At 71.0% G+C, this 23,780-nt stretch carries 26 protein-coding genes and 2 pseudogenes; 11 read left to right on the forward strand and 17 right to left on the reverse strand.

Annotated features, from left to right (window positions below):
• Positions 1-5: 5 nt before the first annotated feature.
• The gene (locus BLV72_RS18705) at positions 6-428 is read right to left on the reverse strand and encodes a helix-turn-helix domain-containing protein (RefSeq protein WP_093463602.1); all 423 of its coding nucleotides are present in this window, start codon (positions 426-428) and stop codon (positions 6-8) included.
• 215 nt (positions 429-643) lie between these two features.
• Here BLV72_RS18705 and BLV72_RS18710 point away from each other — a divergent pair, with 215 nt between their 5' ends.
• From BLV72_RS18710 to BLV72_RS18725, 4 genes and pseudogenes are all read left to right on the forward strand, one after another.
• On the forward strand, positions 644-1,000 hold the full coding sequence (locus BLV72_RS18710; protein WP_093463603.1) for a YciI family protein: 357 nt from the start codon (positions 644-646) through the stop codon (positions 998-1,000).
• Between the two features lie 47 nt (positions 1,001-1,047).
• Positions 1,048-2,337, forward strand: coding sequence for an RNA polymerase sigma factor (locus tag BLV72_RS18715; RefSeq protein ID WP_425288383.1), 1,290 nt, complete (start codon positions 1,048-1,050; stop codon positions 2,335-2,337).
• 42 nt (positions 2,338-2,379) lie between these two features.
• Complete coding sequence (locus tag BLV72_RS18720) at positions 2,380-3,261, forward strand: aldo/keto reductase (RefSeq protein WP_093463605.1); 882 nt, start codon at positions 2,380-2,382, stop codon at positions 3,259-3,261.
• 102 nt (positions 3,262-3,363) lie between these two features.
• Positions 3,364-3,898: pseudogene (locus BLV72_RS18725) on the forward strand (GNAT family N-acetyltransferase).
• Here the strand turns inward: BLV72_RS18725 and BLV72_RS18730 are convergent.
• Positions 3,895-4,731, reverse strand: a complete 837-nt coding sequence (locus BLV72_RS18730) for an NAD(P)H-dependent oxidoreductase (RefSeq protein ID WP_167746377.1) — start codon at positions 4,729-4,731, stop codon at positions 3,895-3,897. The pseudogene BLV72_RS18725 and the gene BLV72_RS18730 sit on opposite strands and share 4 nt — an antisense overlap.
• Before the next feature lie 103 nt (positions 4,732-4,834).
• On the reverse strand, positions 4,835-5,584 hold the full coding sequence (locus BLV72_RS18735; protein ID WP_093463608.1) for a TetR/AcrR family transcriptional regulator: 750 nt from the start codon (positions 5,582-5,584) through the stop codon (positions 4,835-4,837).
• A 121-nt stretch (positions 5,585-5,705) separates the two neighbouring features.
• Between BLV72_RS18735 and BLV72_RS18740 the strand changes: the two genes are divergently transcribed.
• Both BLV72_RS18740 and BLV72_RS18745 read left to right on the forward strand, forming a co-directional pair.
• Positions 5,706-6,731 (forward strand): ATP-binding cassette domain-containing protein, encoded by a 1,026-nt coding sequence (locus BLV72_RS18740; RefSeq protein WP_093463609.1) that lies wholly within the window; start codon positions 5,706-5,708, stop codon positions 6,729-6,731.
• Positions 6,724-7,467, forward strand: a complete 744-nt coding sequence (locus BLV72_RS18745; protein WP_093463611.1) for an ABC transporter permease — start codon at positions 6,724-6,726, stop codon at positions 7,465-7,467. The genes BLV72_RS18740 and BLV72_RS18745 overlap by 8 nt, the downstream gene beginning before the upstream one ends.
• A 59-nt stretch (positions 7,468-7,526) precedes the next feature.
• Here BLV72_RS18745 and BLV72_RS18750 read toward each other — a convergent pair whose 3' ends face one another.
• Positions 7,527-8,153, reverse strand: a complete 627-nt coding sequence (locus BLV72_RS18750) for an NADPH-dependent FMN reductase (protein ID WP_093463612.1) — start codon at positions 8,151-8,153, stop codon at positions 7,527-7,529.
• A 52-nt stretch (positions 8,154-8,205) separates the two neighbouring features.
• Here BLV72_RS18750 and soxR point away from each other — a divergent pair, with 52 nt between their 5' ends.
• A complete protein-coding gene (gene soxR, locus BLV72_RS18755; protein WP_059145925.1) occupies positions 8,206-8,667 on the forward strand; it encodes a redox-sensitive transcriptional activator SoxR in 462 nt (153 codons plus the stop codon).
• Positions 8,668-8,785: 118 nt separating this feature from the next.
• On the opposite strand, the gene BLV72_RS18760 is transcribed toward soxR, so the two are convergent.
• Together BLV72_RS18760 and BLV72_RS18765 are read right to left on the reverse strand one after the other, a co-directional pair.
• A complete protein-coding gene (locus tag BLV72_RS18760) occupies positions 8,786-10,033 on the reverse strand; it encodes a GNAT family N-acetyltransferase (RefSeq protein WP_093463614.1) in 1,248 nt (415 codons plus the stop codon).
• Between the two features lie 173 nt (positions 10,034-10,206).
• Positions 10,207-10,845 carry an RsiG family protein gene (locus BLV72_RS18765; protein WP_093463615.1) on the reverse strand — a complete coding sequence of 213 codons (639 nt, stop codon included), beginning with the start codon at positions 10,843-10,845 and terminating at the stop codon, positions 10,207-10,209.
• A gap of 146 nt (positions 10,846-10,991) precedes the next feature.
• On the opposite strand from BLV72_RS18765, the gene dtd reads away from it, so the two are divergent.
• A complete protein-coding gene (dtd, locus tag BLV72_RS18770; protein WP_093470424.1) occupies positions 10,992-11,417 on the forward strand; it encodes a D-aminoacyl-tRNA deacylase in 426 nt (141 codons plus the stop codon).
• 62 nt (positions 11,418-11,479) lie between these two features.
• On the opposite strand, the gene ygfZ is transcribed toward dtd, so the two are convergent.
• The 3 genes from ygfZ to BLV72_RS18785 all read right to left on the reverse strand — a co-directional run bounded on the left by ygfZ (position 11,480) and on the right by BLV72_RS18785 (position 13,629).
• Positions 11,480-12,445 (reverse strand): CAF17-like 4Fe-4S cluster assembly/insertion protein YgfZ, encoded by a 966-nt coding sequence (gene ygfZ, locus BLV72_RS18775; protein ID WP_059145928.1) that lies wholly within the window; start codon positions 12,443-12,445, stop codon positions 11,480-11,482.
• 9 nt (positions 12,446-12,454) lie between these two features.
• Positions 12,455-12,931 carry a Fur family transcriptional regulator gene (locus tag BLV72_RS18780; RefSeq protein WP_093470425.1) on the reverse strand — a complete coding sequence of 159 codons (477 nt, stop codon included), beginning with the start codon at positions 12,929-12,931 and terminating at the stop codon, positions 12,455-12,457.
• Between the two features lie 134 nt (positions 12,932-13,065).
• Positions 13,066-13,629: a heme-binding beta-barrel domain-containing protein gene (locus BLV72_RS18785; RefSeq protein ID WP_078642748.1), complete on the reverse strand. Its 564-nt coding sequence runs from the start codon at positions 13,627-13,629 to the stop codon at positions 13,066-13,068.
• A gap of 272 nt (positions 13,630-13,901) precedes the next feature.
• Between BLV72_RS18785 and BLV72_RS18790 the strand changes: the two genes are divergently transcribed.
• The gene (locus BLV72_RS18790) at positions 13,902-14,267 is read left to right on the forward strand and encodes a DsrE family protein (RefSeq protein ID WP_093463617.1); all 366 of its coding nucleotides are present in this window, start codon (positions 13,902-13,904) and stop codon (positions 14,265-14,267) included.
• A gap of 135 nt (positions 14,268-14,402) precedes the next feature.
• Here BLV72_RS18790 and BLV72_RS18795 read toward each other — a convergent pair whose 3' ends face one another.
• The 7 genes and pseudogenes from BLV72_RS18795 to BLV72_RS18820 all read right to left on the reverse strand — a co-directional run bounded on the left by BLV72_RS18795 (position 14,403) and on the right by BLV72_RS18820 (position 18,839).
• The gene (locus BLV72_RS18795) at positions 14,403-14,660 is read right to left on the reverse strand and encodes a DUF3099 domain-containing protein (RefSeq protein ID WP_014053929.1); all 258 of its coding nucleotides are present in this window, start codon (positions 14,658-14,660) and stop codon (positions 14,403-14,405) included.
• 147 nt (positions 14,661-14,807) lie between these two features.
• Positions 14,808-15,095 carry a DUF1416 domain-containing protein gene (locus BLV72_RS18800; protein ID WP_028814639.1) on the reverse strand — a complete coding sequence of 96 codons (288 nt, stop codon included), beginning with the start codon at positions 15,093-15,095 and terminating at the stop codon, positions 14,808-14,810.
• Between the two features lie 43 nt (positions 15,096-15,138).
• A complete protein-coding gene (locus tag BLV72_RS18805) occupies positions 15,139-15,978 on the reverse strand; it encodes a sulfurtransferase (RefSeq protein WP_093463618.1) in 840 nt (279 codons plus the stop codon).
• A gap of 153 nt (positions 15,979-16,131) precedes the next feature.
• Positions 16,132-16,212, reverse strand: coding sequence for a putative leader peptide (locus BLV72_RS52040; protein ID WP_350203226.1), 81 nt, complete (start codon positions 16,210-16,212; stop codon positions 16,132-16,134).
• A 211-nt stretch (positions 16,213-16,423) separates the two neighbouring features.
• Positions 16,424-17,108 (reverse strand): annotated as a pseudogene (locus BLV72_RS18810) (LmeA family phospholipid-binding protein).
• An 82-nt stretch (positions 17,109-17,190) separates the two neighbouring features.
• Positions 17,191-18,552, reverse strand: a complete 1,362-nt coding sequence (locus tag BLV72_RS18815) for a hypothetical protein (protein ID WP_093470426.1) — start codon at positions 18,550-18,552, stop codon at positions 17,191-17,193.
• Between the two features lie 11 nt (positions 18,553-18,563).
• Positions 18,564-18,839, reverse strand: a complete 276-nt coding sequence (locus BLV72_RS18820; protein WP_208905670.1) for a MoaD/ThiS family protein — start codon at positions 18,837-18,839, stop codon at positions 18,564-18,566.
• A gap of 121 nt (positions 18,840-18,960) precedes the next feature.
• Here BLV72_RS18820 and BLV72_RS18825 point away from each other — a divergent pair, with 121 nt between their 5' ends.
• Together BLV72_RS18825 and BLV72_RS18830 are read left to right on the forward strand one after the other, a co-directional pair.
• Positions 18,961-20,703, forward strand: a complete 1,743-nt coding sequence (locus BLV72_RS18825; protein WP_167746378.1) for an ABC transporter ATP-binding protein — start codon at positions 18,961-18,963, stop codon at positions 20,701-20,703.
• Positions 20,700-22,658, forward strand: coding sequence for an ABC transporter ATP-binding protein (locus BLV72_RS18830; protein WP_093463620.1), 1,959 nt, complete (start codon positions 20,700-20,702; stop codon positions 22,656-22,658). The genes BLV72_RS18825 and BLV72_RS18830 overlap by 4 nt, the downstream gene beginning before the upstream one ends.
• Positions 22,659-22,672: 14 nt before the next feature.
• Here the strand turns inward: BLV72_RS18830 and BLV72_RS18835 are convergent, their stop codons facing one another.
• Positions 22,673-23,626, reverse strand: a complete 954-nt coding sequence (locus BLV72_RS18835) for an alpha/beta hydrolase (RefSeq protein ID WP_244320845.1) — start codon at positions 23,624-23,626, stop codon at positions 22,673-22,675.
• Between the last annotated feature and the right edge of the window lie 154 nt (positions 23,627-23,780).

Here is a 23,780-nt window from a genome sequence, read left to right on the forward strand (position 1 = left end):
CCGGATCAGTTCGAGGGTGTGGCGACGTCGGCGCCGGTGCCGAAGGTGTCGGAGGGGTCGGAGATGTCGTCCGAGGCGGTCTGGAGCCCGTTCTCCTTGCGGAAGGACTCGTAGATCTGAAGCAGTACCTGCTTCTGCCGCTCGTTGATCGAGGGGTCGGCGAGTATCACGCCGCGCACCTCGGTCTCTTCGCGGTCCCGCTCGTCGAGGATCCCCGCCTGTACGTACAGGGTCTCGGCGGATATCCGCAGCGCCTTCGCCAGCTGCTGCAGGATCTCGGCGCTCGGCTTGCGCAGCCCGCGCTCGATCTGGCTGAGGTACGGATTGGACACCCCGGCCGCATCGGCCAGCTGCCGCAGCGACAGCTGCGCACTGCGCCGCTGCTCGCGCAGGAACCCGCCGAGGTTGCCGACGTTGAGTGATGCCATGCCTCGATGCTGCAACAGGTGTGCTAACTATTGCAAGCATTTGCTTGCAATAGTGGCGCGTGTCATGACGGGGCCGGGGCGGCGCGGTCTCGGCGAAAAAAATCTCATGGGGTCTGTCGATCCGGGGCGGCGCCCGTTCGACGCAGGGGTGAGAGGCGGGGAAGCCCCCGGCCTCCGTACCGAATCTCGCTTCGTCTGCCGAATGAGGAGTCACCATGCCGCGCTATCTGTCGATGATCCGCGTCGATGAGCAGAACGCCCCCGCCGAGGGCCCCAGCCCCGAGCTCATGGAGCGGATGGGTGCGCTGATCGAGGAGATGACCAAGGCCGGGGTCATGCTGGACACGGCCGGGCTCGCCCCGACCTCCGAGGGCACCCGGGTCACCTGGTCCGGCGGGAAGATCAGCTGCACCGACGGCCCCTTCACCGAGAGCAAGGAGGTCATCGGCGGCTACTCCATCGTCCAGGCCAAGGACAAGGCCGAGGCCGTGGAGTGGACCAAGCGGTTCCTGCGGACCCATGAGGAGTTCTGGACCATCACCGTCGAGGTCCGCGAGATCGTCGGGGGCTGAGCCGGCAGTGCTTGCTCCGTCCCCTTACGGCTGCTCTGATAGGGGCCGTGACGGCAGCAAGCCCGGCTGATGGGGCGAAAGCGGCTGCAACAGTCGAAACGGCTGAAACCGCCGACATCGCCGAGACGGTCGAAACGGTCTTCAGGATCGAGTCCGCGCGGATCATCGCAGGCGTCGCCCGCATCGTGCGGGACGTCGGGCTGGCCGAGGAACTCGCGCAGGACGCCCTGGTCACCGCGCTGGAGCGGTGGCCGGAGTCGGGCGTGCCGGATAATCCGGGCGCCTGGCTCATGGCCACCGCCAAGCACCGTGCGATCGATCTCGTCCGCCGTAAGGAGACCTACGCACGCAAGCTGGCGGAGGTCGGGCGGGCCCTTGAGGACGTCTCACCGCCCGACCCGGCGGATCTCGCCCGCACCGCCGAGGACATCGACGACGATCTGCTGCGGCTGATCTTCACCGCCTGCCATCCCGTGCTGTCGACCCAGGCCCGGGTCGCGCTCACCCTGCGGCTGCTGGGCGGGCTGACGACGGAGGAGATCGCCCGCGCGTTCCTGGTGCCGGAGCCCACGGTCGCCCAGCGCATCGTCCGGGCCAAACGGACGCTCGCGCAGGCCGACGTCCCCTTCGAAGTGCCCTACGGCGACGACCGGACCGCCCGGCTCTCCTCGGTGCTGGAGGTCATCTACCTGATCTTCAACGAGGGCTACTCCGCGACCACGGGCGACGATCTGGTGCGCCCGGCCCTGTGCGAGGACGCGCTGCGCCTGGCCCGGGTCCTGGCCGGGCTGCTGGCCCAGGAGCCGGAAGTCCACGGGTTGGCCGCGCTGCTGGAGTTCCAGTCCTCCCGTATCGCGGCGCGCACCGGCCCCGGCGGTGAGCCGGTGCTGCTCGCCGACCAGAACCGCACCAAGTGGAACCGCCTGCTCATCCGCCGGGGCGCCGACGCCCTACAGCGCGCGGGCCACGGCCCGTACTCCCTCCAGGCCGCCATCGCCGCCTGTCACGCACGGGCGATCCGCTACGAGGACACCGACTGGACGGCGATCGCCGCCCTTTACGGCCGGCTGATGGCGCTGGCCCCGTCCCCGGTGGTGGAGCTCAACCGGGCGGTCGCCGTCGCGATGGCGGAGGGGCCCGCGGCGGGTCTGAAGCTGGTCGAGGCGCTGGCGGAGGAACCGGCCCTCAGGGACTACCACCTGCTGCCGAGCGTCCGCGGGGATCTGCTGGAGCGCCTGGGCCGGCACGAGGAGGCCCGGGCGGAGTTCGCCCGGGCGGCGGACCTGACCCGTAACGCCCGTGAGCGGGCGCTGCTGCTGGAGCGGTCGTCGGGCTGATCCGATCTTGTGGTCGGGGCGAAAAGGTGCGCATGCTGCCCCATGAACTCATCCTCCGCGTCTTCCTCCTCTTCGTCCTTTTTCTCTCACCTCTCGTCACCGGCCGATCGGCTCGGCTTCGGCGCGATGCAGCTACCCGGGCGGTGGGCCGGTCCCGCCGTCGAGCGCGCGACGGCCGTGGGGGTCGCACGGCGGGCCGTGGAGCTGGGCGCCCGTCATATCGACACCGCCGCCTTCTACTTCTCCGCCACCGCGCGGGCCAACGACATCCTGCGCGAGGCCCTGCATCCGTACCCCGCGGACGTCACCATCGCCACCAAGGTCGGGCCGCTGCGCACCGCGACCGGCGAGATGTACGCGGAGGCGCGGCCGGAGCAGCTGCGGGGTCTGGTCGAGGAGAACCTGCGGCAGCTCGGCGTCGACGCCCTCGACCTGGTCTACCTGCGGGTGGGGCGGCTCAAGGCGGTGGGCGGGGTGCCGCTCGGCGAGCGGTTCGCCGCGCTGGCCGCGCTGCGGGAGGAAGGGCTGGTGCGGCGGCTCGGGGTGAGCAATGTGAGCGCCGAGCAGCTTGCCGAGGCCCGCGCGATCGCGCCCGTGGCGGCGGTGCAGAACCGGTTCGGGGTGCTCGATCAGGCCGATGGGGCGCTGGTGGACGAGTGCGCCGGGGCCGGGATCGCCTATATGCCGTTCTTCGCGCTGGGCGGCGGTCATACCGCCCTGGAGAGCGGGAACCTGCGGACGGTCGCGGAGCGGCACGGCGTGACCGCGCATCAGGTCGCCCTCGCCTGGGGGCTCGCCCGCTCGCCCGCGATCATCCAGATCCCCGGCACCAGCTCACTGGCCCACTTGGAGGAGAACATGGCGGCGGCGCGGATCGCCCTCGACGAGGACGACCTGGCGCTGCTGGAGCCGGTGAAGGACTGATGCGGGGCTGGGGCCGGATTTGGGCGCGGCGCCGTTGTCGTACCCCCGTGGTCGAATGAACGGAACGGGGGCGCAGGGTGGGCTGACGGCGGGAGGCGGCGGATGTCCAATGGGGCGAGCGGGGCGCGGGTGCGGCTCGAGCCGTGGGAGGACAGCGCGTCCTGCCTGGTGCTGCTGCGTGGCGTCAACAGTCCGGAGATGACGAGCCACCTGGGCGGACCGGAGAGCGAGGAGCAGACCCCTGGTCCGCCACCGCCGGTATGCGGAGCTGACGGCGCCGGGCGCCGGGCGGATGTACCGGATCGTGCTGCTGCCGGGGGAGGAGACGGTCGGCAGCGTCGGGTACTGGGAGCGGGAGTGGCGGGGTGAGTCGGTGTACGAGACCGGCTGGGCCGTGCTGCCGCCGTTCCAGGGGCGGGGGATCGCCGCCGCGGCCGCGGGGGAGGTCGCCCGGGCGGCCGCGGCGCAGCGGACCCATCGGTATCTGCACGCCTATCCGTCCGTCGGCCATCCCGCGTCGAACGGGGTGTGCCGCAAGGCCGGGTTCACCCTGGTCGGGGAGTGCGAGGTCGAGTACCCGCTGGGGACGATGATGCGGTGCAACGACTGGCGGCTGGAGCTGCGCTCGCCCTCCTAGCCGTTCAGGGCGCCCCGAGAGCCTTGGTCCTCGTCGCTCAAGGCGCCCTGGGCGCGCGGGGCCTGGGGCCATGCGTAGTGCACGGAGAGACCGGTCCGGCCCGGCAGTACGTCGGGCCGGAGCACCAGGCGCTCGTCGTAGTCCCCGCCGTTCTGGCGGCGGAACGGGATCGGCTCCTCCGTCGGCAGGTCGGCCAGCCGCTTCCGCAGCGCCGCGGCATGGGCCTCGTACGCCTCGGCCGGTACCCGGTCCGCGCCGTAGACCACATGCGGCGGCAGCACGGACATACCGCTGTACCAGAACGTGCCGTGGTGCAGCGGGAAGAGCAGATCCCCGATGGCGCCGTTGACGCCGCGCGGCCCCATGGTGTCCTCGGGCGCCCCCGCGGTCAGGACCACCATGGCGCGCTTACCGGCCAGTTTGCCGTCCCCGTAGCGCAGGGTGCGTCCGTCCGGCCCCCTGACCCCGTAGGCGAAGCCCTTGACGAAGACGCGGTCGAACCAGCCCTTGAGGATGGCGGGCATGCCGTACCACCAGAGCGGAAACTGCACGATCAGCGCGTCGGCCCAGGCGATCTTCTCCTGTTCGGCGCGGATGTCCTCGCTCAGCGTCCCCGCGTCATAGGCGCGCTGCGAGGCGGCTCCGACGATGAGGCGTTCGCTCGCGTCATGGCGGAAGTCGGCGCCGTCGACCACGGGATTCCAGCGCATCGCGTAGAGATCGGACAGCCGGTGGTCATGGCCCGCCTCCCGCAGGGCGCGCAGACCCTCGTCGCGCAACGCCCCGCTGAGGGACCGCTGTTCGGGGTGGGCGAAAATCCACAGCACATTCATGACCACCATGCTGCGAAACGGGCCCGGGACCGACGAGTGGCCGGATGGCCAGGATGTGCAAATATCTGGCCAGGGCCGGCCGACGGTCAGCGGCGTCAGACGGTCAGCTCCGCGCGCTGACCAGCGCCTCCACACCGTCGAGAATCCGCTCCAGGCCGAAGACGAACTCGTCGTCAGGGCCGCCCGGCGTCTCCAGCTCCCCTGCCCGAAGCGCCGCCGTCACCGCCGGGAAGCGCTCGGCGTCGGTCAGCTTCCCCAGCAGCCTCGCCCAGGCCGCCATGGAGGTTTCCAGGCTGTCCCCGCTGCGCCGGCTGGCCGCCAGGATGTCGAAGGTCAGCCGGGCCTCGTTGCGGACGAAGCCGCTGACCAGCATCAGCACGGAGATCTTCTCGTTCTCGCTGAGGTGTGTGTGGCGGAGGCAGGCCAGTCCGCGCTCCATCCAGGCCACCGAGTTGGGCGTCGAGGGCGGGCCGCTGATCGGGACGTTCACCACCCACGGGTGACGGCCGAGGGCGGTGCGCAGCGACCACGCCCAGTCGGTGAACCCGGCCCGCCAGTCCTTCGCCGGGTCGCCGGGCGGCGGGGTGCCGTAGGCCGCGTCCTCCATCAGCGTCAGCAGTTCGTCCTTGGCCGAGACATAGCGGTACAGGGACATCGTGGAGACGCCGAGCTCGGCCGCGACCCGGCTCATGGAGACCGCGCCGAGGCCGTCCGCCGAGGCGATGCCCACGGCGGCGTCGACGATCCGGCCCAGGGTCAGCCCGGGGCGAGGTCCCTTGCCCGGGCGTTCCCGCAGTCCCCAGGCGGCCTCGATGCTAGTCGGCAGGCCGGTGCCGCTCTCCTCGCTGGCCATGGCCTCGGGACCTCCGTACGTGCGTGGTGCTCAGATGTGCTCGATTGACCGCCATCCTAGAGATGTGTATACCCTACGCAGTAGCGCGTATGGCATACGCAGAAGAGGGAGCGGGGGAATCATGGCCCATCGACCAGCCATTGAGGCAAGCGGCCTCGAGAAGTCCTACGGAACGGTGAAGGTGCTCAGGGGCGTCGATCTGTCGGTCGCGCCCGGCAGCGTCTTCGCGCTGCTCGGCCCCAACGGGGCGGGCAAGACCACGACCGTGCGGATCCTGTCCACGCTGACGCCGCCGGACGCCGGGCGGGCCCGTGTCGCGGGCTTCGACGTCGTCGCCGACCGCCGCCGCGTCCGCCGACTCATCAGCCTCACCGGCCAGTACGCCGCGGTGGACGAGATGCAGACCGGCGAGGAGAACCTGCGGATGATGGCGCGGCTGACCCGGCTCGGCCGCACCGAGGCCCGTAGCCGCGCACGGGAACTGCTGGAGCGCTTCGACCTCACCGGCGCCGCCCGCCGCACCGTGGGCACCTACTCCGGCGGGATGCGCCGTCGGCTCGACCTCGCCGCGGGCCTGGTCGGCCACCCCGAGGTGATCTTCCTCGACGAGCCGACCACCGGACTCGACCCGCGCAGCCGACAGGCCATGTGGGACGTGGTCAAGGGGCTGGTGACGGACGGGGTGACGGTCTTCCTCACCACCCAGTACCTGGAGGAGGCCGACCAACTCGCCGATCGCATCGCCGTGGTGGACGGCGGCCGGGTGGTGGCCGAGGGCACCTCGGCCGAACTCAAGGAGCGGGTGGCCGGGCAGCGGCTGGACCTGGTGCTCGGCGACATCGCCGACTACGAGGGGGTCGCGCGCCAACTCGGCGTACGGCTCGTATGGAGCGACGCCGACCGGTTGACGCTGGGTGTCGCGACGGACGGCAGCGCCGCCCAAGTGCGGGCCCTGCTCGACGAGATCGACCCCGAGCGCCGCGCCGTGGACCGCTTCACCGTGCACAGCGCCACGCTCGACGACGTCTTCATGGCCCTGACCGGCCACACCGCGGAGGGCGAGAGTCGTGACGGTGAGGGCGACAGCCGTGACGGTGAGGGCGACAGCCGCGACGCCACGGGCGAGAAGGAGACGGCCGGTGTCTGACGCGATCGTTCTGACCGGCCGCACGATCCGGCTGACCAGGCGCAACCTGGACGCGGTGCTCACCGCCATGCTGCTGCCGATCATGCTGATGCTGGTCTTCGTCTACTTCTTCGGCGGCGCCATCCACACCGGCACCGAGTACGTCACCTATGTCGTCCCCGGGGTGATGCTGCTGTGCGCGGGCTTCGGCTCGGCCAATACGGCGGTCACCGTCACCCATGACATGACCGGCGGCATCGTCGACCGCTTCCGGTCGCTGGACATCGGCGGCACCCCGATCCTGGCGGGCCATGTGGCCGCGAGCGTGCTGCGCAACACGGTCGCGACCGCGATCGTCTTCGGGGTGGCCTTCCTCATCGGCTTCCGGCCGGACGCCGGTCCGCTCGACTGGCTGGCCGTGGCCGGCATCCTGCTGATGTTCATCCTCGCGATCTCCTGGCTGTCGGCCTGCTTCGGCCTGATCGCCAGGTCACCGGAGGCGGCGGGCGGGTTCACCTTCCTGATGATGTTCCTGCCGTATCCCAGCAGCGCGTTCGTGCCGATCGACACCATGCCGGGCTGGCTGCACGGATTCGCGGAGCACCAGCCGGTGACCCCGGTCATCGAGGCGCTGCGGGGGCTGCTGCTGGACCGGCCGGTCGGCGACAGCGCCTGGCAGGCCCTGGTGTGGTGCGGCGGAATCCTGGCCGTGGCGGCCGGGCTGTCGGGGGTGCTCTTCCGCCGCCGCACCGCCTGAGCCACGCTTGCGGCGGCGCCGGTCGACGGGAGTCGACGGGGTCGGCGCCGCCGGGGGCCTCAGGTGCCGTACGGGTGGGTGGTGCGGGCCGTGCGCAGGGCCCGCGCCCACCAGGCGAGCTGGTTGAGCATCGCCCCGGCGGCGGTGTCCGGACCCTCGGAGTCCTTCAGCCGGCCGTCCTCCTCGAAGAGCCCGTGCGCGTTGTGGAAGCTGACCGTGTCCCGGACGGTTACGGCGTGGACCTCGGCGAAGACCGGCCGCAGATGCTCGACCGCGCGCAGGCCCCCGGAGATGCCGCCGTAGGAGACGAAGCCGATCGGCTTGGCCTGCCACTGGGTGAAGTGCCAGTCGATCGCGTTCTTCAGGGCGGCGGGGTAGCTGTGGTTGTACTCGGGCGTGACCACGGCGAACGCGTCGGCCGCGTCCAGCCGGGGCGTCACGGCCTCCAGGGCCGCGAGGTCATCGGGGCCGGGCCGGTGGGTGAGGTCCATGGGCAGCGGGGTCTCGGCAAGGTCGACGACATCGACGGTCATATCGGAGCGGAGCGTCGCATGACCGGCGAACCATTCGGCGACCTTCGGCCCGAAGCGGCCGTCGCGAGTGCTGCCGACGATGACGGCGAGCCGGATGGGGGAGTCGGTGTCGGTAGGGGCTGGGGCCGTGGAGACGGCGGTGTCAGTAGCCATGGGAAGAGCCTCGGACTTAAACAAAGGTTGAAGTCAAGCTACCCTCGGCCCTATGACGCAATTGACCTGGAAAACCCATGAGCTCACGGTCGGCGAGCTCTCCCAGCGGAGCGGAGTGCCCGCCTCCGCACTGCGCTTCTATGAGCGCGAGGGGCTGATCCACAGCCGCCGCACCTCCGGCAATCAGCGCCGCTATACCCGCGATACGCTCCGCCGGGTCGCCTTCGTCCGCTCCTCGCAGCGCGTCGGCATCCCGCTGGGGAGAATCCGAGAGGTGCTGGGGCTCTTCCCCGAGGACCATGTCCTCACCAAGGAGGACTGGGCCCGGATCTCGGAGTGCTGGCACGCGGACATCACCGAGCGCATCGAACAGCTGGAGAACCTCCGCGACCACCTCACCGACTGCATCGGCTGTGGCTGTCTGTCGATCGACAAATGCGCGCTGGCCAACCCGTACGACCGGCTCGGTGAGCAGGGCGCGGGCGCGCGCCGGCTGCTCAAATCCTGCTGCTGAGCGCCGACCGCCCAGCGCCGATAGCTCAGCGTCGGCCGCCCGGTGCCGATAGCTCAGCGTCGGCCGCCCGGTGCCGATCGGGCGGGCGCCCACCACCGTGCCCGGGCACCCCGCCACCTCAGAAGCTGTCGGGGCACCACGGGCGTCGCGGTGTCCGCAGCAGCCGGTCCGCCAGTGCCGCCGCGCCCGGGCGCTCCTCGGCGATCCGGCCCAGCGAGGCGAGCCGGGCCGCCGACTCGTCGCCCAGCCACAGGGTGCCCAACTCGCCGATCTGCATGGTCAGGTCGGCCGGGCGGGCCGTGGTCGCACACGCCGCGCCGTCGGGGCCCGCCTCCAGGGAATAGCGGCCACCGGCCAGCCCGGCGCTGTCGTGCAGCTCGAGCACCAGCGAGCCCTCGACCGGGTACGTACGGGTCTCCAGCAGCTGGGGCACATCCAGCGGGCGCAGCCACAGCCAGTCGGCGTGCGTGCTGACCTGGGCGGCGCGGGGGTCGCCGAGCAGCAGCGGAAGCAGATCGTCCGGGGCGCGCCTACCGGTGTTGACCCGGGTCACCCAGTCGACCGAGAGCAGGAAGTGCCACAGCGCCCGCTCGGCGGCCGGGGTGACTCCCATCAGCTCGAGCACGGTGGCGGTGTTGTGCGGCCGCTTGTTGCCCTCCCAGCGGTCGTCCGCCGTATAGGCGAGCAGTCCGTCCACCGAGCCGTCGGGGGAGCGGTAGAGGACATAGAACGGCTCGGTCCAGGGGCGGTTGGGGAATCGCTGCTGGCCGGTGCCGATCCGCCACCAGCTGTCCGGGCGGTCGATGACGCCGTGCTGCTGGGCGCGCAGCCGCTCATGCAGTGCGGGGCCCAGCTTCCGCACCTCGTCGGCGTCGGCGAAGTCGACCCGGCCGCCGTCCACCGGAGCCGAGTGGCGCGGGTCGAGCCCGGCGCGGGGAACGTCCACCTGCCATTCGGTGATCCAGGTGGCGGGGCCGAAGCCGTACCGCCCATAGATCGGGTACTCGGCCGCGATCAGGGTGGCCGCCGCGTCGCCCCGCTCCTTGGCGGCGCGCAGATCGTGCTCCATCATCCGGCTGAGCAGCCCCCGGCGGCGGTGCGTGGGCGACACCGCGACATTGCTGATCGCGTCGGCGGGGACGTCCGCCCCGCCGACCGCCGTCAGCCGCTGCGCGAAGCTGCGGAAGGTGGCGACGCAGCGGTCCCCGTCGAAGACCCCCTGCGTACGGGACAGGTCAATCTGCTCCCGCCGCAGCTCCACCTCCTCCTTCGGCGCCTCCGGGGGACGCAGAAAGCCGGTGTTGAGCGCGATGGTCCAGCTGGTCAGATCGGAATCGGAGAGCGGGGTGCGGAGTTCGACGGCCATGCCCACACGCTAGGCGTGAGCCGCCACCGGCCGCACGCCGATTTCCCCAGCCTGTGGACCAGGTCCTTTCATCACACCGCACCCTGTGGACGGCTCGGCGAGCCCCGATGGACCGCTGGGCCAGTCCCCGATGGGACCCCCGAGAGACGGCCGGGCGAGCACCCCGCGGACGCCTACGCCAACAGGTCGTCCACCTGCGCCTCTCCCTCGCGGTACCGGCGCGCGATCTCCGCACTGCAGCCGTCCGCCGTCCGCTGCAGCTCCTGCCGCCGCCGCGACACCTGCTGCTCATGGCCGACGAGGCGGGCCATCGCGCCGCGCAGCTCCTCGTCCGTACGGGCCCGCAGATCGGAGAGGCCCACCTCGGCAAGCATCTCCTCGGCCAGCCGCTCGTACTCGGCGCCCTGCGGCGTCCCGAGCGTGACATGGCGGGCCGAGGAGCGGTGCCGTGAGGGGAGGTCCGCGAGGATCTCCGGCAGCCGGTCCACCAGCGCGGCGGACGGCTGTGCCGCGGCGGCCGCGGGTGCCGGGTCACGACGATGGCCCAGCTCGGCGCGGAGGATGTCGATCCGGCCCTGCAGCAGTCTGCGCAGATAGCTCAGATCCGCCTCCTCGCCCTGTGCCGCGCGGCGCAGCGCCCGCAGCTCCGGAAGCCGCAGTGCGTGCAGTCCGCTCGCCGCAGCGGACGCGGGAGCCATGGTCGGCGCCGTCACGGCGGCCGAATCGGCCAGCCGCCCGCCGCGCTGGCTCGGCGGCCGTGGCGGCAGCAGGCCCTCGGTGGCCATGGGCTGGCCGGTGCCCGGTGTGGTCATTGGTGTCCGTCCCCTCCAGCGATGCGTCATTCCCGCAGTTCCTGCCCGCTTGCACCGCCTGCACGCATCGTGCCACCAGTCATGCTCCCTGTGCAGCGGCTCTCCACCCGATCGGCCCCGGATGGACGCACGGCATGATGGTCGGTATGCGTGCTGTGGTACAGAGAGTGAACGGGGCAAACGTCGTCGTGGACGGCGAGACGGTCGGCGAGATCGTCGGCCAGGGGCTGTGCGTGCTGGTCGGGGTGACGCATGACGACACTCCGGAGAAGGCGGCTCAGCTCGCCCGCAAGCTGTGGTCCGTAAGGATCCTCCAGGGCGAGAAGTCCTGCTCGGACACGGCCGCCCCGCTGCTGGTCATCAGCCAGTTCACGCTCTACGGCGACGCCCGTAAGGGGCGCCGTCCCACCTGGAACGCGGCGGCGCCCGGCGGGGTCGCCGAACCGCTCGTCGACGAGGTGGTGGCCCAGCTTCGGAAGCTGGGCGCGCACGTGGAGACTGGCCGGTTCGGAGCGGACATGAAGGTCTCACTCACGAACGACGGCCCGTTCACGGTGTTGATCGAGGTCTAGCGCGACCTCACCTCGTGGTCTGGCGCGACCTCACCTCGTGGTCTGGAGCGACCGCCCCGGGCTCACGGCTCCACGACCGTCTCCTGAGCGGCGGCCGTGGAGTCGGCGATCAGCTCCGCGTCCACCGGCACATTGCGCTTGACCAGCGCGAGCGCGATCGGTCCCAGCTCGTGGTGGCGGGCCGAGGAGGTGATGAACCCCAGTTGGCGGCCCTCCTCGCCCTCCGAGGCCAGCCGTATGGGCGCGCCGTGGGAGGGCAGCGTCACCTCGCTGCCGTCGAGGTGGAGGAAGACCAGCCGGCGCGGTGGCTTCCCCAGGTTCTGCACCCGGGCGACGGTCTCCTGGCCGCGGTAGCAGCCCTTCTGCAGATGGACGGCGGAGCCGATCCACCCCAGCTCATGCGGGATGGTGCGGTGGTCGGTCTCCAGGCCGACCCGCGGCCGGTGGGCCTCGACCCGCAGCGCCTCGTACGCCAGCACCCCGATCGCCGGCCCGCTCGCCTCGGCGAAGTCGGTGAGCCGGGCACGCGGCAGGAAGAGATCCCGACCGTGCGGGGTCTCGCGGACGACGGTGTCCTCGGGGGCCTCGGTGATGCTGCCCGCCGGGAGGTGGACGACCGCGTAGTCGTCGGTGCGGTCCGCGATGTCGACCCGGTAGAAGAACTTCATGCTCTCCAGGTAGGCGATCAGATCGCGCTGGCTGTCGGGCTCGACATGGGCCCAGGTCGTTTCGCCGTCGTCGACGAGATAGAGCGCGTGTTCGATATGGCCGTGGGCGGAGAGGATCAGGGCTTCGGTGGCCTGGCCCGGCGGGAGTTCGCTGACGTGCTGGGTGATCAGCAGATGCAGCCAGCTCAGCCGGTCGGCACCGGTGACGGTGACCACTCCGCGGTGCGAGAGGTCCACGAAGCCGGTGCCGTCGGCGAGCGCGCGCTGCTCGCGGAACAGGTCGCCATAGTGGGCGGCGACGCCTTCGTCGGGGCCTTCGCCGGGGACGGCGCCGGGCAACGACAGCAAAGGGCTCTTCATGAACTCAGCCTACGACCTGCGGGCCCGGCCCTCACCGGAGCCGTTTTGGCCGTCGTCTCCACCGCGCTGCCGGGTGGAGCACGCGGCACACCGGCCGAAGATCGCGAAGTGTTTCAGATCGGTCTCGAAGCCGAAGTCCGCCCGGAGCTGCCGGGTGAAGGAGTCGGCCACGGAGACATCGGCCTCGATCACATCCGTGCAGTCGCGGCACACCATATGGATGTGATGGTGCCGGTCGGCCAAGTGGTACGTGGGGGCGCCGTGGCCGAGGTGGGCATGGCTGACCAGGCCCAGCTCCTCCAGCAGCTCCAGCGTGCGGTAGACCGTGGAGATGTTGACGCCGCTCGCGGTGCGGCGCACCTCGGTGAGGATCTCGTCCGGAGTGGCGTGCTCCAGATGATCGACGGCTTCGAGCACGAGCTGGCGCTGCGGGGTCAGCCGGTAGCCGCGCTCCCGCAGATCGCTCTTCCAGTCGGTGGTCGCCACGGTGCAAGTGTAGGCGGGCACGCGGTTACCGGCCGGACGCACAGGGGCAGAACCGGCCGCGGCACGGAAGAGCCGGGCTCGGCGGCAGGCGGACCGGCCCGCTCGAGAGCGCACGAGCCCAGGAGCTCAAGCACTCAGCGGAAGAAGGCGATCCCGTCGTCCGGCAGGTCCTTGAGGTCCTTGGCCCACTCCCGGGGGTCGACGACCTTCTTCAGATGCGCGGACATGTACGGGCGCAGCTCGACCTCGGGGGTGGCCTTCTCGCCGACCCACATCAGATCGCTGTTGACGTAGCCGTAGAGCCGCTTGCCGCCCGCGTACGGGGCCGCGTGCGCGGTGCGCGCCACCGCGTCCGTCGCCAGGTCGATCTGCGGCTTGCCCTCCGCGAGCTCGCCGTACCAGACCTCGACGATGCCCTGGTCCCGGCTCATCACGACCTCGACCTTGCGGTCCTTGTCGATCCGCCAGTAGCCGGACTCGGTCTCCAGGGGGCGCACCTTCTTGCCCTCGGAGTCCAGCACCCAGGTGTGCGAGACGTACTCGATGAAGTCGCGGCCGTCGTGCGTGAAGGTCGCCTCCTGGCCGAAGTTGCACTTCTCGGCCCCGGGGAAGTCCGATACGCCCGCGCCTTCCCAGTTGCCCAGGAGGAAGGCGAGCGGCACGAGGTCCGGGTGGAGGTCGGAGGGAATCTGGATCATGAATTCAGGCGATCTGTCGAGAGTCGAGCCGTGACGGCCGGGCGGGAGGGGTTCAGCGCTGGCCCTGGTACAGCTTCTTCCAGGTCAGTGCGGCGAAGCCGAGCGTGGCCACGGCGACCAGGATCATCAGGGTGGTGAAGACTGCCTCAAGCACGAGCGCGCTCCTCGGAACAGATGACGGACGGCACCGAGTCTAGTCGGCGCCGGGGCGGCCGGTGGAGACAGGTCGCCGTGCCGCGCCCGGCCCACCGTGCCGACCCTAAGGTTGGCGTATGGCGAAGAAGCTGGTGATCAAGGTGACGGCGGGCACGGACGCTCCCGAGCGGTGCTCCCAGGCGTTCACGGTGGCGGCGGTGGCCGCGGCGAGCGGGGTCGAGGTCTCGCTCTGGCTGACCGGGGAGTCGACGTGGTTCGCGCTGCCGGGGCGGGCGGCGGAATTCGAGCTACCGCATGCGGCGCCGCTGCCGGATCTGATCGACGGCATCCTTACGGGCGGCGGCACGATCACGGTGTGCACCCAGTGCGCGGCGCGCCGGGAGATCGAGGAGAAGGATCTGATCGAGGGGGCCCGGATCGCGGGTGCTCAGGTCTTCGTGAGCGAGATCATGCCGGACGGCGTCCAGGCGCTCGTGTACTAGGGCGGTCCTCGTCGCCCGGGCGACCAGGGCGGTCCTGGGCACCGCGGGCCACCAGGGCGGACCTCTGCGCCTCGGCCGGGGCCCGGTCAGTGGCCCCTGCCGGGCCCCGATCGGCCGGGGCGGTTGTGCTGGTGGTCAATGCCGGTGGTTGTGCTCGTCCAGCTCCCGCCACCACCGGTCGGATTCCTCGTCCCCCGACTCATCCCACCACCGGTCGTCCGGGCCCCGGCGATTGGCCACTATGGCGGCCAAGGGCGGGATCACCATGGCGACGATGCACATCGCGACCGCGGCGGGTACGGACCACAGGCGCACAAAGGCCCACGCCGAGATGAAGAGCGTCAGACACGCGCCCATCAGGAAAAAATATGCGTGGCGGCGTCGCGCGTACATATCTCCAGCGTACGTCCCAGGCCGCCGCGCCGACAGACGAAGGAAACCGGCACCGACCGGCGGGACAGACGGAGGGCCGCACCCCGCCGAGGCGTCCAACCCCGGGGTGCGGCCCTCCGGCCGTGTCTCACGACGCGCCGTCACGCGTCAGACGGCGATGGCGACCTCCGCCAGCCCGCCCTTCTGGGCGACGACAGTGCGGTCCGCGGTGCCGCCGGGAACCAGGGCACGCAGCGTCCAGGTGCCCTCCGCGGCGTAGAAACGGAACTGTCCGGTCGCGGAGGTGGGGACCTCGGCGGTGAACTCGCCGGTGCTGTCCAGCAGCCGGACGTAGCCGGTGACGGGCTCGCCGTCGCGGGTCACCGAACCCTGGATGGTGGTCTCACCGGGCTTGATCGTCGAGGCGTCGGGGCCGCCGGCCTTGGCTCCACACATGGATGTCTGTCCTTACGTTCGGGGGCGCGTTCGGGGAGAGGGGTCAGCTGTCGGCGCCGAGCTCGACCGGCACGCCGACCAGCGAGCCGTACTCGGTCCAGGAGCCGTCGTAGTTCTTGACGTTGGTCTGGCCCAGGAGCTCGTGCAGGACGAACCAGGTGTGAGCGGAGCGCTCACCGATGCGGCAGTAGGCGATGGTGTCCTTCGCCAGGTCGACGCCCGCGCCCTCGTAGATCTCCTTGAGCTCGTCGTCGCTCTTGAAGGTGCCGTCGTCGTTGGCCGACTTCGACCAGGGGATGTTGCGGGCGCTCGGCACGTGGCCGGGACGCTGCGACTGCTCCTGGGGGAGGTGGGCCGGGGCGAGCAGCTTGCCGGAGAACTCGTCGGGGGAGCGCACGTCGACGAGGTTCAGCGAGCCGATGGCGTCGACGACCTCGTCGCGGAAGGCGCGAATGGAGGCGTCCTGCGGCTTGGCCTTGTACTCGGTCGCCGCGCGGGTCGGGACCTCGGCGACCAGGTCGCGGGAGTCGAGCTCCCACTTCTTGCGGCCGCCGTCGAGCAGCTTGACGTCCTGGTGGCCGTAGAGCTTGAAGTACCAGTAGGCGTACGCCGCGAACCAGTTGTTGTTGCCGCCGTAGAGGACGACCGTGTCGTCGTTGGCGATGCCCTTCTCCGACAGGAGCTTCTCGAAGCCGGCCTGGTCGACGAAGTCACGGCGCACCGGGTCCTGGAGGTCCTGCTTCCAGTCGATCCGGACGGCGTTCTTGATGTGGTTCTTGTCGTAGGCCGACGTGTCCTCGTCCACCTCGACGATGACCGTCTTGGGGTCGTCGATCCGGGCCTGGACCCACTCGGCGTCCACCAGGACGTCGCTGCGGCTCATGTTCTCTCCTCCGGGGCAGTTGCGGCGGTACGGGCACGCTCGCGACGCGGCGCCGCGCGGGGCGTGCGGCGAGCGTACGAGCGAAAGTGCGGGAAGGCCCGGCTGACGGGCCGAAGAGGGGGCCGGTCCGAGGCGTGCCGGACCGCGTCCCGTTCAGACGGTGCGACAGAGCATGGCGGCGACACGGCACAGGTCGACTGCCCGCCGCTTCGTGAGATCCGCCTGTCGCTTCATGCGTCCGATCGTAGGGACGGACAGGCGGGCATGTCACCGGCGTGTCGAATGATGAGACGATATCGTCCGGAGAGTGAGATGGGAGAGTGGTGCACGCCCCGGAGGCGGGGCCGTCCGGGCAGGCGAAGGCCACGGACGGTCATGGATGCGGACGAGATCGTCTCAGTGAATGGACCCGGAGCATGATCGGACGCCCCTGGTGCTGATCGCGTCAGCCCGTCAGTTGGACGTTATTACCCGTGACCGAGACGTCTATGCCGTCCTTGGTGGTCTCCACCTTGTCGAGCCGCATACCGGTGGGCAGTCCCTCGATCTTCCGCTCGATGTCGGCCTTCTCGCGCACCTTGTCCTCCCACTGGGGATGCTGCCGCCCGGGATGGACTCGGCGTGCAGCCGGATGGTGGTCCCGTTCACGATGGTGACCTGGGAGTGGGCGGTGAGGCTGAGGCCCAGCAGACTGCCGGTGATCTTGACCTTGTTGGACCCCGACGGGTCGTAGCCGACGGTCACCCCGGACCGGCGGCCTGCGAGAGGTCCGCGTAGCTGATGTGGGCCGAGCCGGTGGCGCGGTCGGCGCTGGCCGAGGAGAAGCTGCCCGAGATGCGGACGTCGTGCAGCTTCGCGTCGAGCTCGGTGACCCGGACGCTACGGCCGTCCCCCGTGGCCGTGGTCAGCCCGTCCACACCGACGTCGACCTCGTCCAGCTCCTTGCCCGCGACCTGGGTGAGGAAGGGGAAGCCCTTGATCGAGACATTGGGCGTGGTGGTCAGGCCCTGTGAACTCTTGATCTTGTCTGCGGCCTTCGACTCCGCGATGTACACCGCGATGCGGTCGGCGGCCACGAAGAGGCCGCCGAGTATCACGACGACGATCAAGGTGATACGTAGTGCGCGCATGTGCGTGGGTCCCCAGGCTCTTGCTCAGGCCCTCGCCTGAGGCTGCGAGCCTATCCGGAGCGGCCGAACGCGAGCCGGGGAGTCAGCCCAGTGCGCGGCCGATCACATAGACCACGGGGGCCGCGGCCGCGAGCGGCAGCGCCACGCCGGCCGTCATATGGACGAAACGCGAGGGGTAGTCGTAGCTGGCGACCCGGTGGCCGATCAGCGCGCACGCCCCGGCCGCGAACCCGAGCAGGGCGGCGGTGGAGGTGCCCGTTCCGGTGAGCTGCCCGGCCCCGACCCCGGCGCCCGTGGCGGCCGCCAGCGCGACCACGACGGCGGCGGCGGTCGGCAGCGGCAGTGCCCGGACGAGCACGGCCACGGCGACGGCGGCCGCCCCCACCACGACGGCGTCCGAGGACTCGGCGACCGCGGCCAGATGGCCGGCCGCGAGCACCGTAAGGGCCGTGGACGCCACAGCGGCCGTGAGCCCGTACAACCGCTCGTCCGCGGAGGCGTGGCTGCGGAGCTGGAGGATCACCACGAGCAGCAGCCAGACGCCGACGGTGCCGATGAGGACCGTCGGGGCGTGTGCGGGCTCGGTGGCGAGCAGACCGATGCTGGCGGCCAGACCGCCCGCGTAGGCGAGCGCGATGCCCTGCCGGGCGGGCCACATGCCGTTCAGCCGGAACCAGCCGGCGGCCGTGACCGCCTGCAGCACCGCCACCACCACCGCGACCGCCGGGCGGCCCAGCGGTGCGGTGGCCGCGAGAAGGCCGGCGAGCACGGCGGTCAGGGCGGCGGGCACGAACCCCGGGGGCAGGATCTGCGGACGGCCCTCGGCGCGGGCCTTCTCGGCGGCGGTGAGCGGCCGGTCCGGCTGCGGGGCGGGCGGCTCGGCGGTCGCGGTCGCGGTTGCGCCTGCCGTCGCGGCGGGGGGCGCGGGCCGCGGCTGCTGGGGGTGGGCGTGCTGGGCCTGCGCGTGCTGGGCCTGCGCCTGGGCTTGTGCCGGGCGCTGGGGCTGGGCCGGGTGCTGGGCGGCGGGCCGGTACGGGTGCTGCTGCTGATCCCAGCCCTGTGCGTACTGCCCCTGGTTGCCCTGGTGCGCCCGGTGACCCTGCTGCGGGTGCCGGCCCTGGTGCGCCTGCTGGGCGGCGTAGGGGTCCGCGTACGGCTGCTGCTGGTACTGCTGCTGCGGGTGCTGGTACTGCTGCGGCTGGGCCTGGGCGGCGTACCCCTGCTGCTGCGGATAGCCCTCGTACCCCGGCCAGTCGGTCGGCTGCTGGGCGCCCTGACCCTGGCCGCCGTCGCCGCCGTAAGGATGCGCGCTCTGGTCGTAGCCGCCGTAAGGAGTCTCGTACGACCCGTACGGGGGATACGGCTGCTGCTGGTTCTGCGGCTGCTGCGGGTTCTGTTGGTGAGGCTCGTGGGGCTCGTTGGGCTGGTGCGGCTGGTTGCTCATGAGCTCGGGGTTCACCCTCCTGCGAACGGCGGGAGCACCTCGACCGTGCCGCCCTCGGCGAGTTGGATCGTCTTGTGGTCGCGGGTGCCGACCGGGGTTCCGTCGACCAGGAACGAACAGCGCAGCAGGACCCGCGCGAACTCCGGCCGAGCGGTGTGCCGCTCCCGGGCCGCATCGAGCGCTTCCGCCAGTGTCCGCGCGGTGTACGGCTCCTCCGCGGTGCCGGCCGCGGCGCGGGCCGCGGCCCAGTACCGGATGGTCCCGGCGGGCGTGTTCTTCATCGCCATCGCGATCCCTTTCCCGTCATCTGCCGCCTCCATGATGACGGGTGCGGGGCCGCGCCATGGACCACGCGCGGTTCGTCGAAAATACGGCCGGTTCGGGGCGTGCGTCACTTAAGGTTTCGGTGTGCTGGTACGACTGATACGGGCGTATCTGAGGCCCCATACCCGAACGATCACGCTGATCGTTTTATTGCAGCTGGTGCAGACCCTGGCCACCCTCTACCTCCCCGCGCTGAACGCGGACATCATCGACGGCGGAGTGGTGAAGGGCGACACCGGCTACATCGTCCGTGTCGGCGGGCTGATGATCGCCGTCACGTTTGTTCAGATCGTGTGCGCCGCGGGAGCCGTCTACTTCAGCGCCCGTACGTCCATGGCGCTCGGCCGCGATGTGCGCGCCGCCGTCTTCGACCGGGTGCAGTCCTTCTCCGCCCGTGAGATGGGGCACTTCGGGGCGCCGTCCCTGATCACCCGCACCACCAACGATGTCCAGCAGGTGCAGATGCTGTGCCTGATGGCGTTCACGCTGATGGTCTCGGCGCCGATCATGTGCGTCGGCGGTGTGGTCATGGCGCTCAACCAGGACGTTCCGCTGTCGGGGCTGCTCCTGCTCATCGTTCCGACTCTGGGCGTGGTCGTCACGTTCATCGTCCGCCGGATGCGGCCGCTGTTCCGCCATGTCCAGGAGCGCATCGACACGGTCAACCGGGTGCTGCGCGAGCAGATCACCGGTATCCGGGTCATCCGCGCCTTCGTTCGCGACACCCATGAGCGCGACCGCTTCACCGCCGCCAACACCGGGCTGATGGATGTCTCGCTGCGCGCCGGACGGCTGATGTCGCTGATGTTCCCCGCCGTGATGCTGGTGGTGAACGTCTCCAGCGTGGCCGTCGTCTGGTTCGGCGGGCACCGGATCGACAGCGGCGGGATGCAGATCGGCGCGCTGACCGCGTTCCTCAGCTATCTGGCGCAGATTCTGTCGTCGGTGATGATGGCCACCTTCATGTTCATGATGGTGCCGAGGGCCGAGGTGTGCGCCGAGCGCGTACAGGAGGTGCTGGACACCGAGACCAGTGTCGTACCGCCGCTCGTGCCCGTCGCGGCCGCGCCCGCCGACGCCGGACGGGGGCTGCTGGAGCTGCGGGGCGTGGAGTTCCGCTTCCCCGGCGCCGACGAGCCGGTGCTGCGTGACATCTCGCTGATCGCCCGGCCCGGCCGGACCACCGCCGTCATCGGCTCCACCGGCAGCGGCAAGTCCACCCTGCTCGGGCTGGTGCCGCGGCTGTTCGACGCGACCGACGGCAGTGTCCACATCGACGGGGTGGATGTGCGCGACCTCGATCCGGAGGTGATGACCCGGACCATCGGGCTCGTTCCGCAGAAGCCGTATCTCTTCGCCGGCACCGTCGCCTCGAACCTGCGGTACGGCAATCCCGACGCCACCGACGAGGAGCTGTGGCAAGCCCTGGAGACCGCCCAGGCACGGGAGTTCGTGGAGTCCATGGAGGCCGGGCTCGACGCCCCGATCGCCCAGGGCGGGACCAATGTCTCCGGCGGGCAGCGGCAGCGGCTGGCGATCGCCCGGGCCCTGGTCCGCAAGCCGTCCGTCTATCTCTTCGACGACTCCTTCTCCGCGCTCGACTACGCCACCGACGCCCGGCTGCGGGCGGCGCTCGTGGACGAGACGGAGAACGCGACGGTCGTCATCGTCGCCCAGCGGGTGTCCACCATCCGGGGCGCCGATCTGATCGTGGTGCTCGACGCGGGGCGGATCGTCGGCGCCGGTACCCACGGCGAGCTGATGGCCGGGAACGAGACGTACCGCGAGATCGTGCTCTCCCAGCTCACCGAAGAGGAGGCGGCATGAGCGGCACCTCGGCGCCCCGCAGGGGCCCGGCGCCCGCCGCCGGGCCCGGCCGCTTCATGGGCGGGCAGCCGACCGAGCGGTCCCTGGACTTCCGCGGCTCCGGCCGCCGGCTGCTGGCCCGGCTCCGCCCCGAGCGCGGGGTCGCGCTGCTGGTGCTCGCGCTGGGCACGTGCAGCGTCGCGCTCGCGGTGGCGGGTCCGAAGATCCTCGGTGAGGCGACCGACCTGATCTTCGCGGGCCTCATCGGACGGCAGCTGCCCGACGGGGCCACCAAGGAGCAGGCCGTCCAGTGGCTGCGCGACAGGGACCAGGGCACGGTCGCCGACATGGTGGCCTCGATGGACGTCACCCCCGGCCAGGGCATCGACTTCCACGCGGTCGGCATCGTGCTGCTGTGGGCCACGGCGCTGTATGTCGTCGCCGCGCTCCTGGGTCTGGTGCAGGCGCGGGTTGCCACGGCCATCGTCCAGCGCGCCGTCTTCCGGCTGCGCGAGGACGTGGAGCACAAGCTGGCGCGGCTGCCGCTGTCGTACTTCGACAAGCAGTCGCGCGGTGAGGTGCTCTCCCGCGCCACCAACGACATCGACAACATCCAGCAGACGCTGCAGCAGACCCTCAGCCAGATCCTGGCCTCGCTGCTGACGATCGTGGGCGTGCTGGCGATGATGTTCTGGATCTCGCCGCTGCTGGCGCTGGTGGCGCTGATCACCGTCCCGGTCTCGGTGTGGGTGACGACGCGCATCGGCAAGCGCGCCCAGCCGCAGTTCGTCGCCCAGTGGAAGACCACGGGCAAGCTCAACGCCCATATCGAGGAGATGTACACCGGCCACTCGCTGGTGAAGGTCTTCGGGCGGGAGAAGGAGTCCGCCGAGCTGTTCCGGGAGCAGAACGACAAGCTCTACGCCGCGGGCTTCCGGGCCCAGTCCATCTCCGGGCTGATCCAGCCCTCGATGATGTTCATCGGGAACCTCAACTATGTGCTGGTGGCCGTGGTCGGCGGGCTCCGGGTGGCCTCCGGCGCGCTGTCGATCGGCGATGTCCAGGCGTTCGTCCAGTACTCCCGGCAGTTCAGCCAGCCGCTCACCCAGGTGGCTTCAATGGCCAACATGGTGCAGTCGGGCGTGGCCTCCGCCGAGCGGGTCTTCGAGCTGCTGGACGCGCCGGAGCAGAGCGCGGAGCCGGTGGACGCGCGGCGGCCGGAGGCGGTGCGGGGGCAGGTCGCGTTCGAGGAGGTCTCCTTCCGCTACCAGCCGGACACGCCGCTCATCGACGGTCTGTCGCTGTCGGTGCGGCCCGGGCAGACCGTGGCCATCGTCGGCCCGACCGGCGCCGGAAAGACCACGCTGGTCAATCTGCTGATGCGGTTCTACGAGGTCAGCGGCGGGCGGATCACGCTGGACGGGGTGGACATCGCCGAGATGTCACGGGAGGAGCTGCGCTCCCATATCGGGATGGTGCTGCAGGACACCTGGCTGTTCGGCGGGACGATCGCCGAGAACATCGCGTACGGCGCGCAGGGGGCGAGCTTCGAGGAGATCGTCGAGGCGGCGAAGGCCACCTATGTGGACCGCTTCGTACGGACCCTGCCGGACGGCTACGACTCGGTGATCGACGAGGAGGGCTCCAACGTCAGCGCGGGGGAGAAGCAGCTGATCACGATCGCCCGGGCGTTCCTCTCCGAGCCGTCGATCCTGGTGCTGGACGAGGCAACCAGCTCGGTCGACACCCGTACCGAGGTCCTCATCCAGCGGGCGATGGCCTCGCTGCGCAGCGGCCGTACCAGCTTCGTGATCGCGCACCGGCTGTCGACCATCCGGGACGCGGACGTGATCCTGGTGATGGAGTCGGGGCGGATCGTGGAGCAGGGCTCGCATGACGCGCTGCTCGCGGCGGGCGGTGCGTATGCCCGGCTGTACGCGTCCCAGTTCGCCGAGCCGGTGGCGGAGGCCGAATAGCGTGGGCCGCCGCCTCAGGCGTGGGCCGCCGCCCAGTCGGCGATCCGCGTCAGCAGGACGGGGGAGGCGGCGGTCTCGGCGTGGCCGAAGCCCGGTTCGATCCACAGCTCCGAGGCGGACGGGTCCGCCGCCGACGCCAGCATCCGCGGATGGTCCAGCGGGAAGTACGGATCCCGGTCGCCGTGCACGATCAGCAGCGGCGTCGGCGCGATCAGCGGCGCCGCGGCCACCGGGGACAGCGGATCGACGTCCCAGCCGCGCGGGTCGATCCGGGTGCGCAGCCCGTAGCGGGAGACCAGCCGGCCCGCGGGCCGGGTGACCGCCCAGTGGACTCGCCGCATGGGCGCGGTGCCCCGGTAGTACCAGCGGGCGGGTGCGCTCACCGCGATCACGGCATCGGGCGCGGCACCGTCGGCCGCCTCGCCGGGCGTGCCCGGCGCCCGCCCTTTCATCGCCCCGGCCGCGGGGGCCGTGCGCCCCGGCGAGCGCCCCGTGCGCTCCCCATCGTGTGCGACATGCACCGGCTCGATTTCGTCGTTCTTCCCGTACAGCGCCGCCTGCCGGATCACCACCGACCCGCCCATCGAGAAGCCGACCGTGGCGACCCGCCGATGCCCGAGGCGACGTGCCCAGCGCACCGCGGCGGCCAGATCCAGCACCTCGCGGTCGCCGACCGTGGACCGTCCGCCGGACCGGCCATGCCCCCGGAACGAGAACGTGATCACGGCCGTACGCTGGGCAAACGCCGAAGCCACCCGCCGCAGCGCGGGGCGCTCCAGGGCGCCGGTGAACCCGTGCCCGACCACCAGCGCGAGATGGTCGGAGGGTTCGGCGCCGGATGCCGGGGAAGGCTCGTACAGCGCCTCGATGGAGACGGCGTCATCGGTCAGCAGCGTGGCCCGCAGCTCCCTCGTGATGACCTTGGAAGGACAACGGGGAGCAGATTGAGCCTCTCGGGCACATGTCATGTGGGTTATTCTGCTGTGAAGAGGATCCGGGCAACGTAGCCCCCGGGTCCTTTTGTGCTTTCGGGGCGTGATGCGCGTTTGAGCGCACCGTCGCTCCAAGGGTGCGGAGCGTGACCGTACGAAGTAGTAGCCGCAGACTCCCCCGGGCGCTGCC

Source organism: Streptomyces melanosporofaciens (assembly GCF_900105695.1).
In the GTDB taxonomy this organism is placed as follows: Bacteria; Actinomycetota; Actinomycetes; order Streptomycetales; family Streptomycetaceae; genus Streptomyces; species Streptomyces antimycoticus.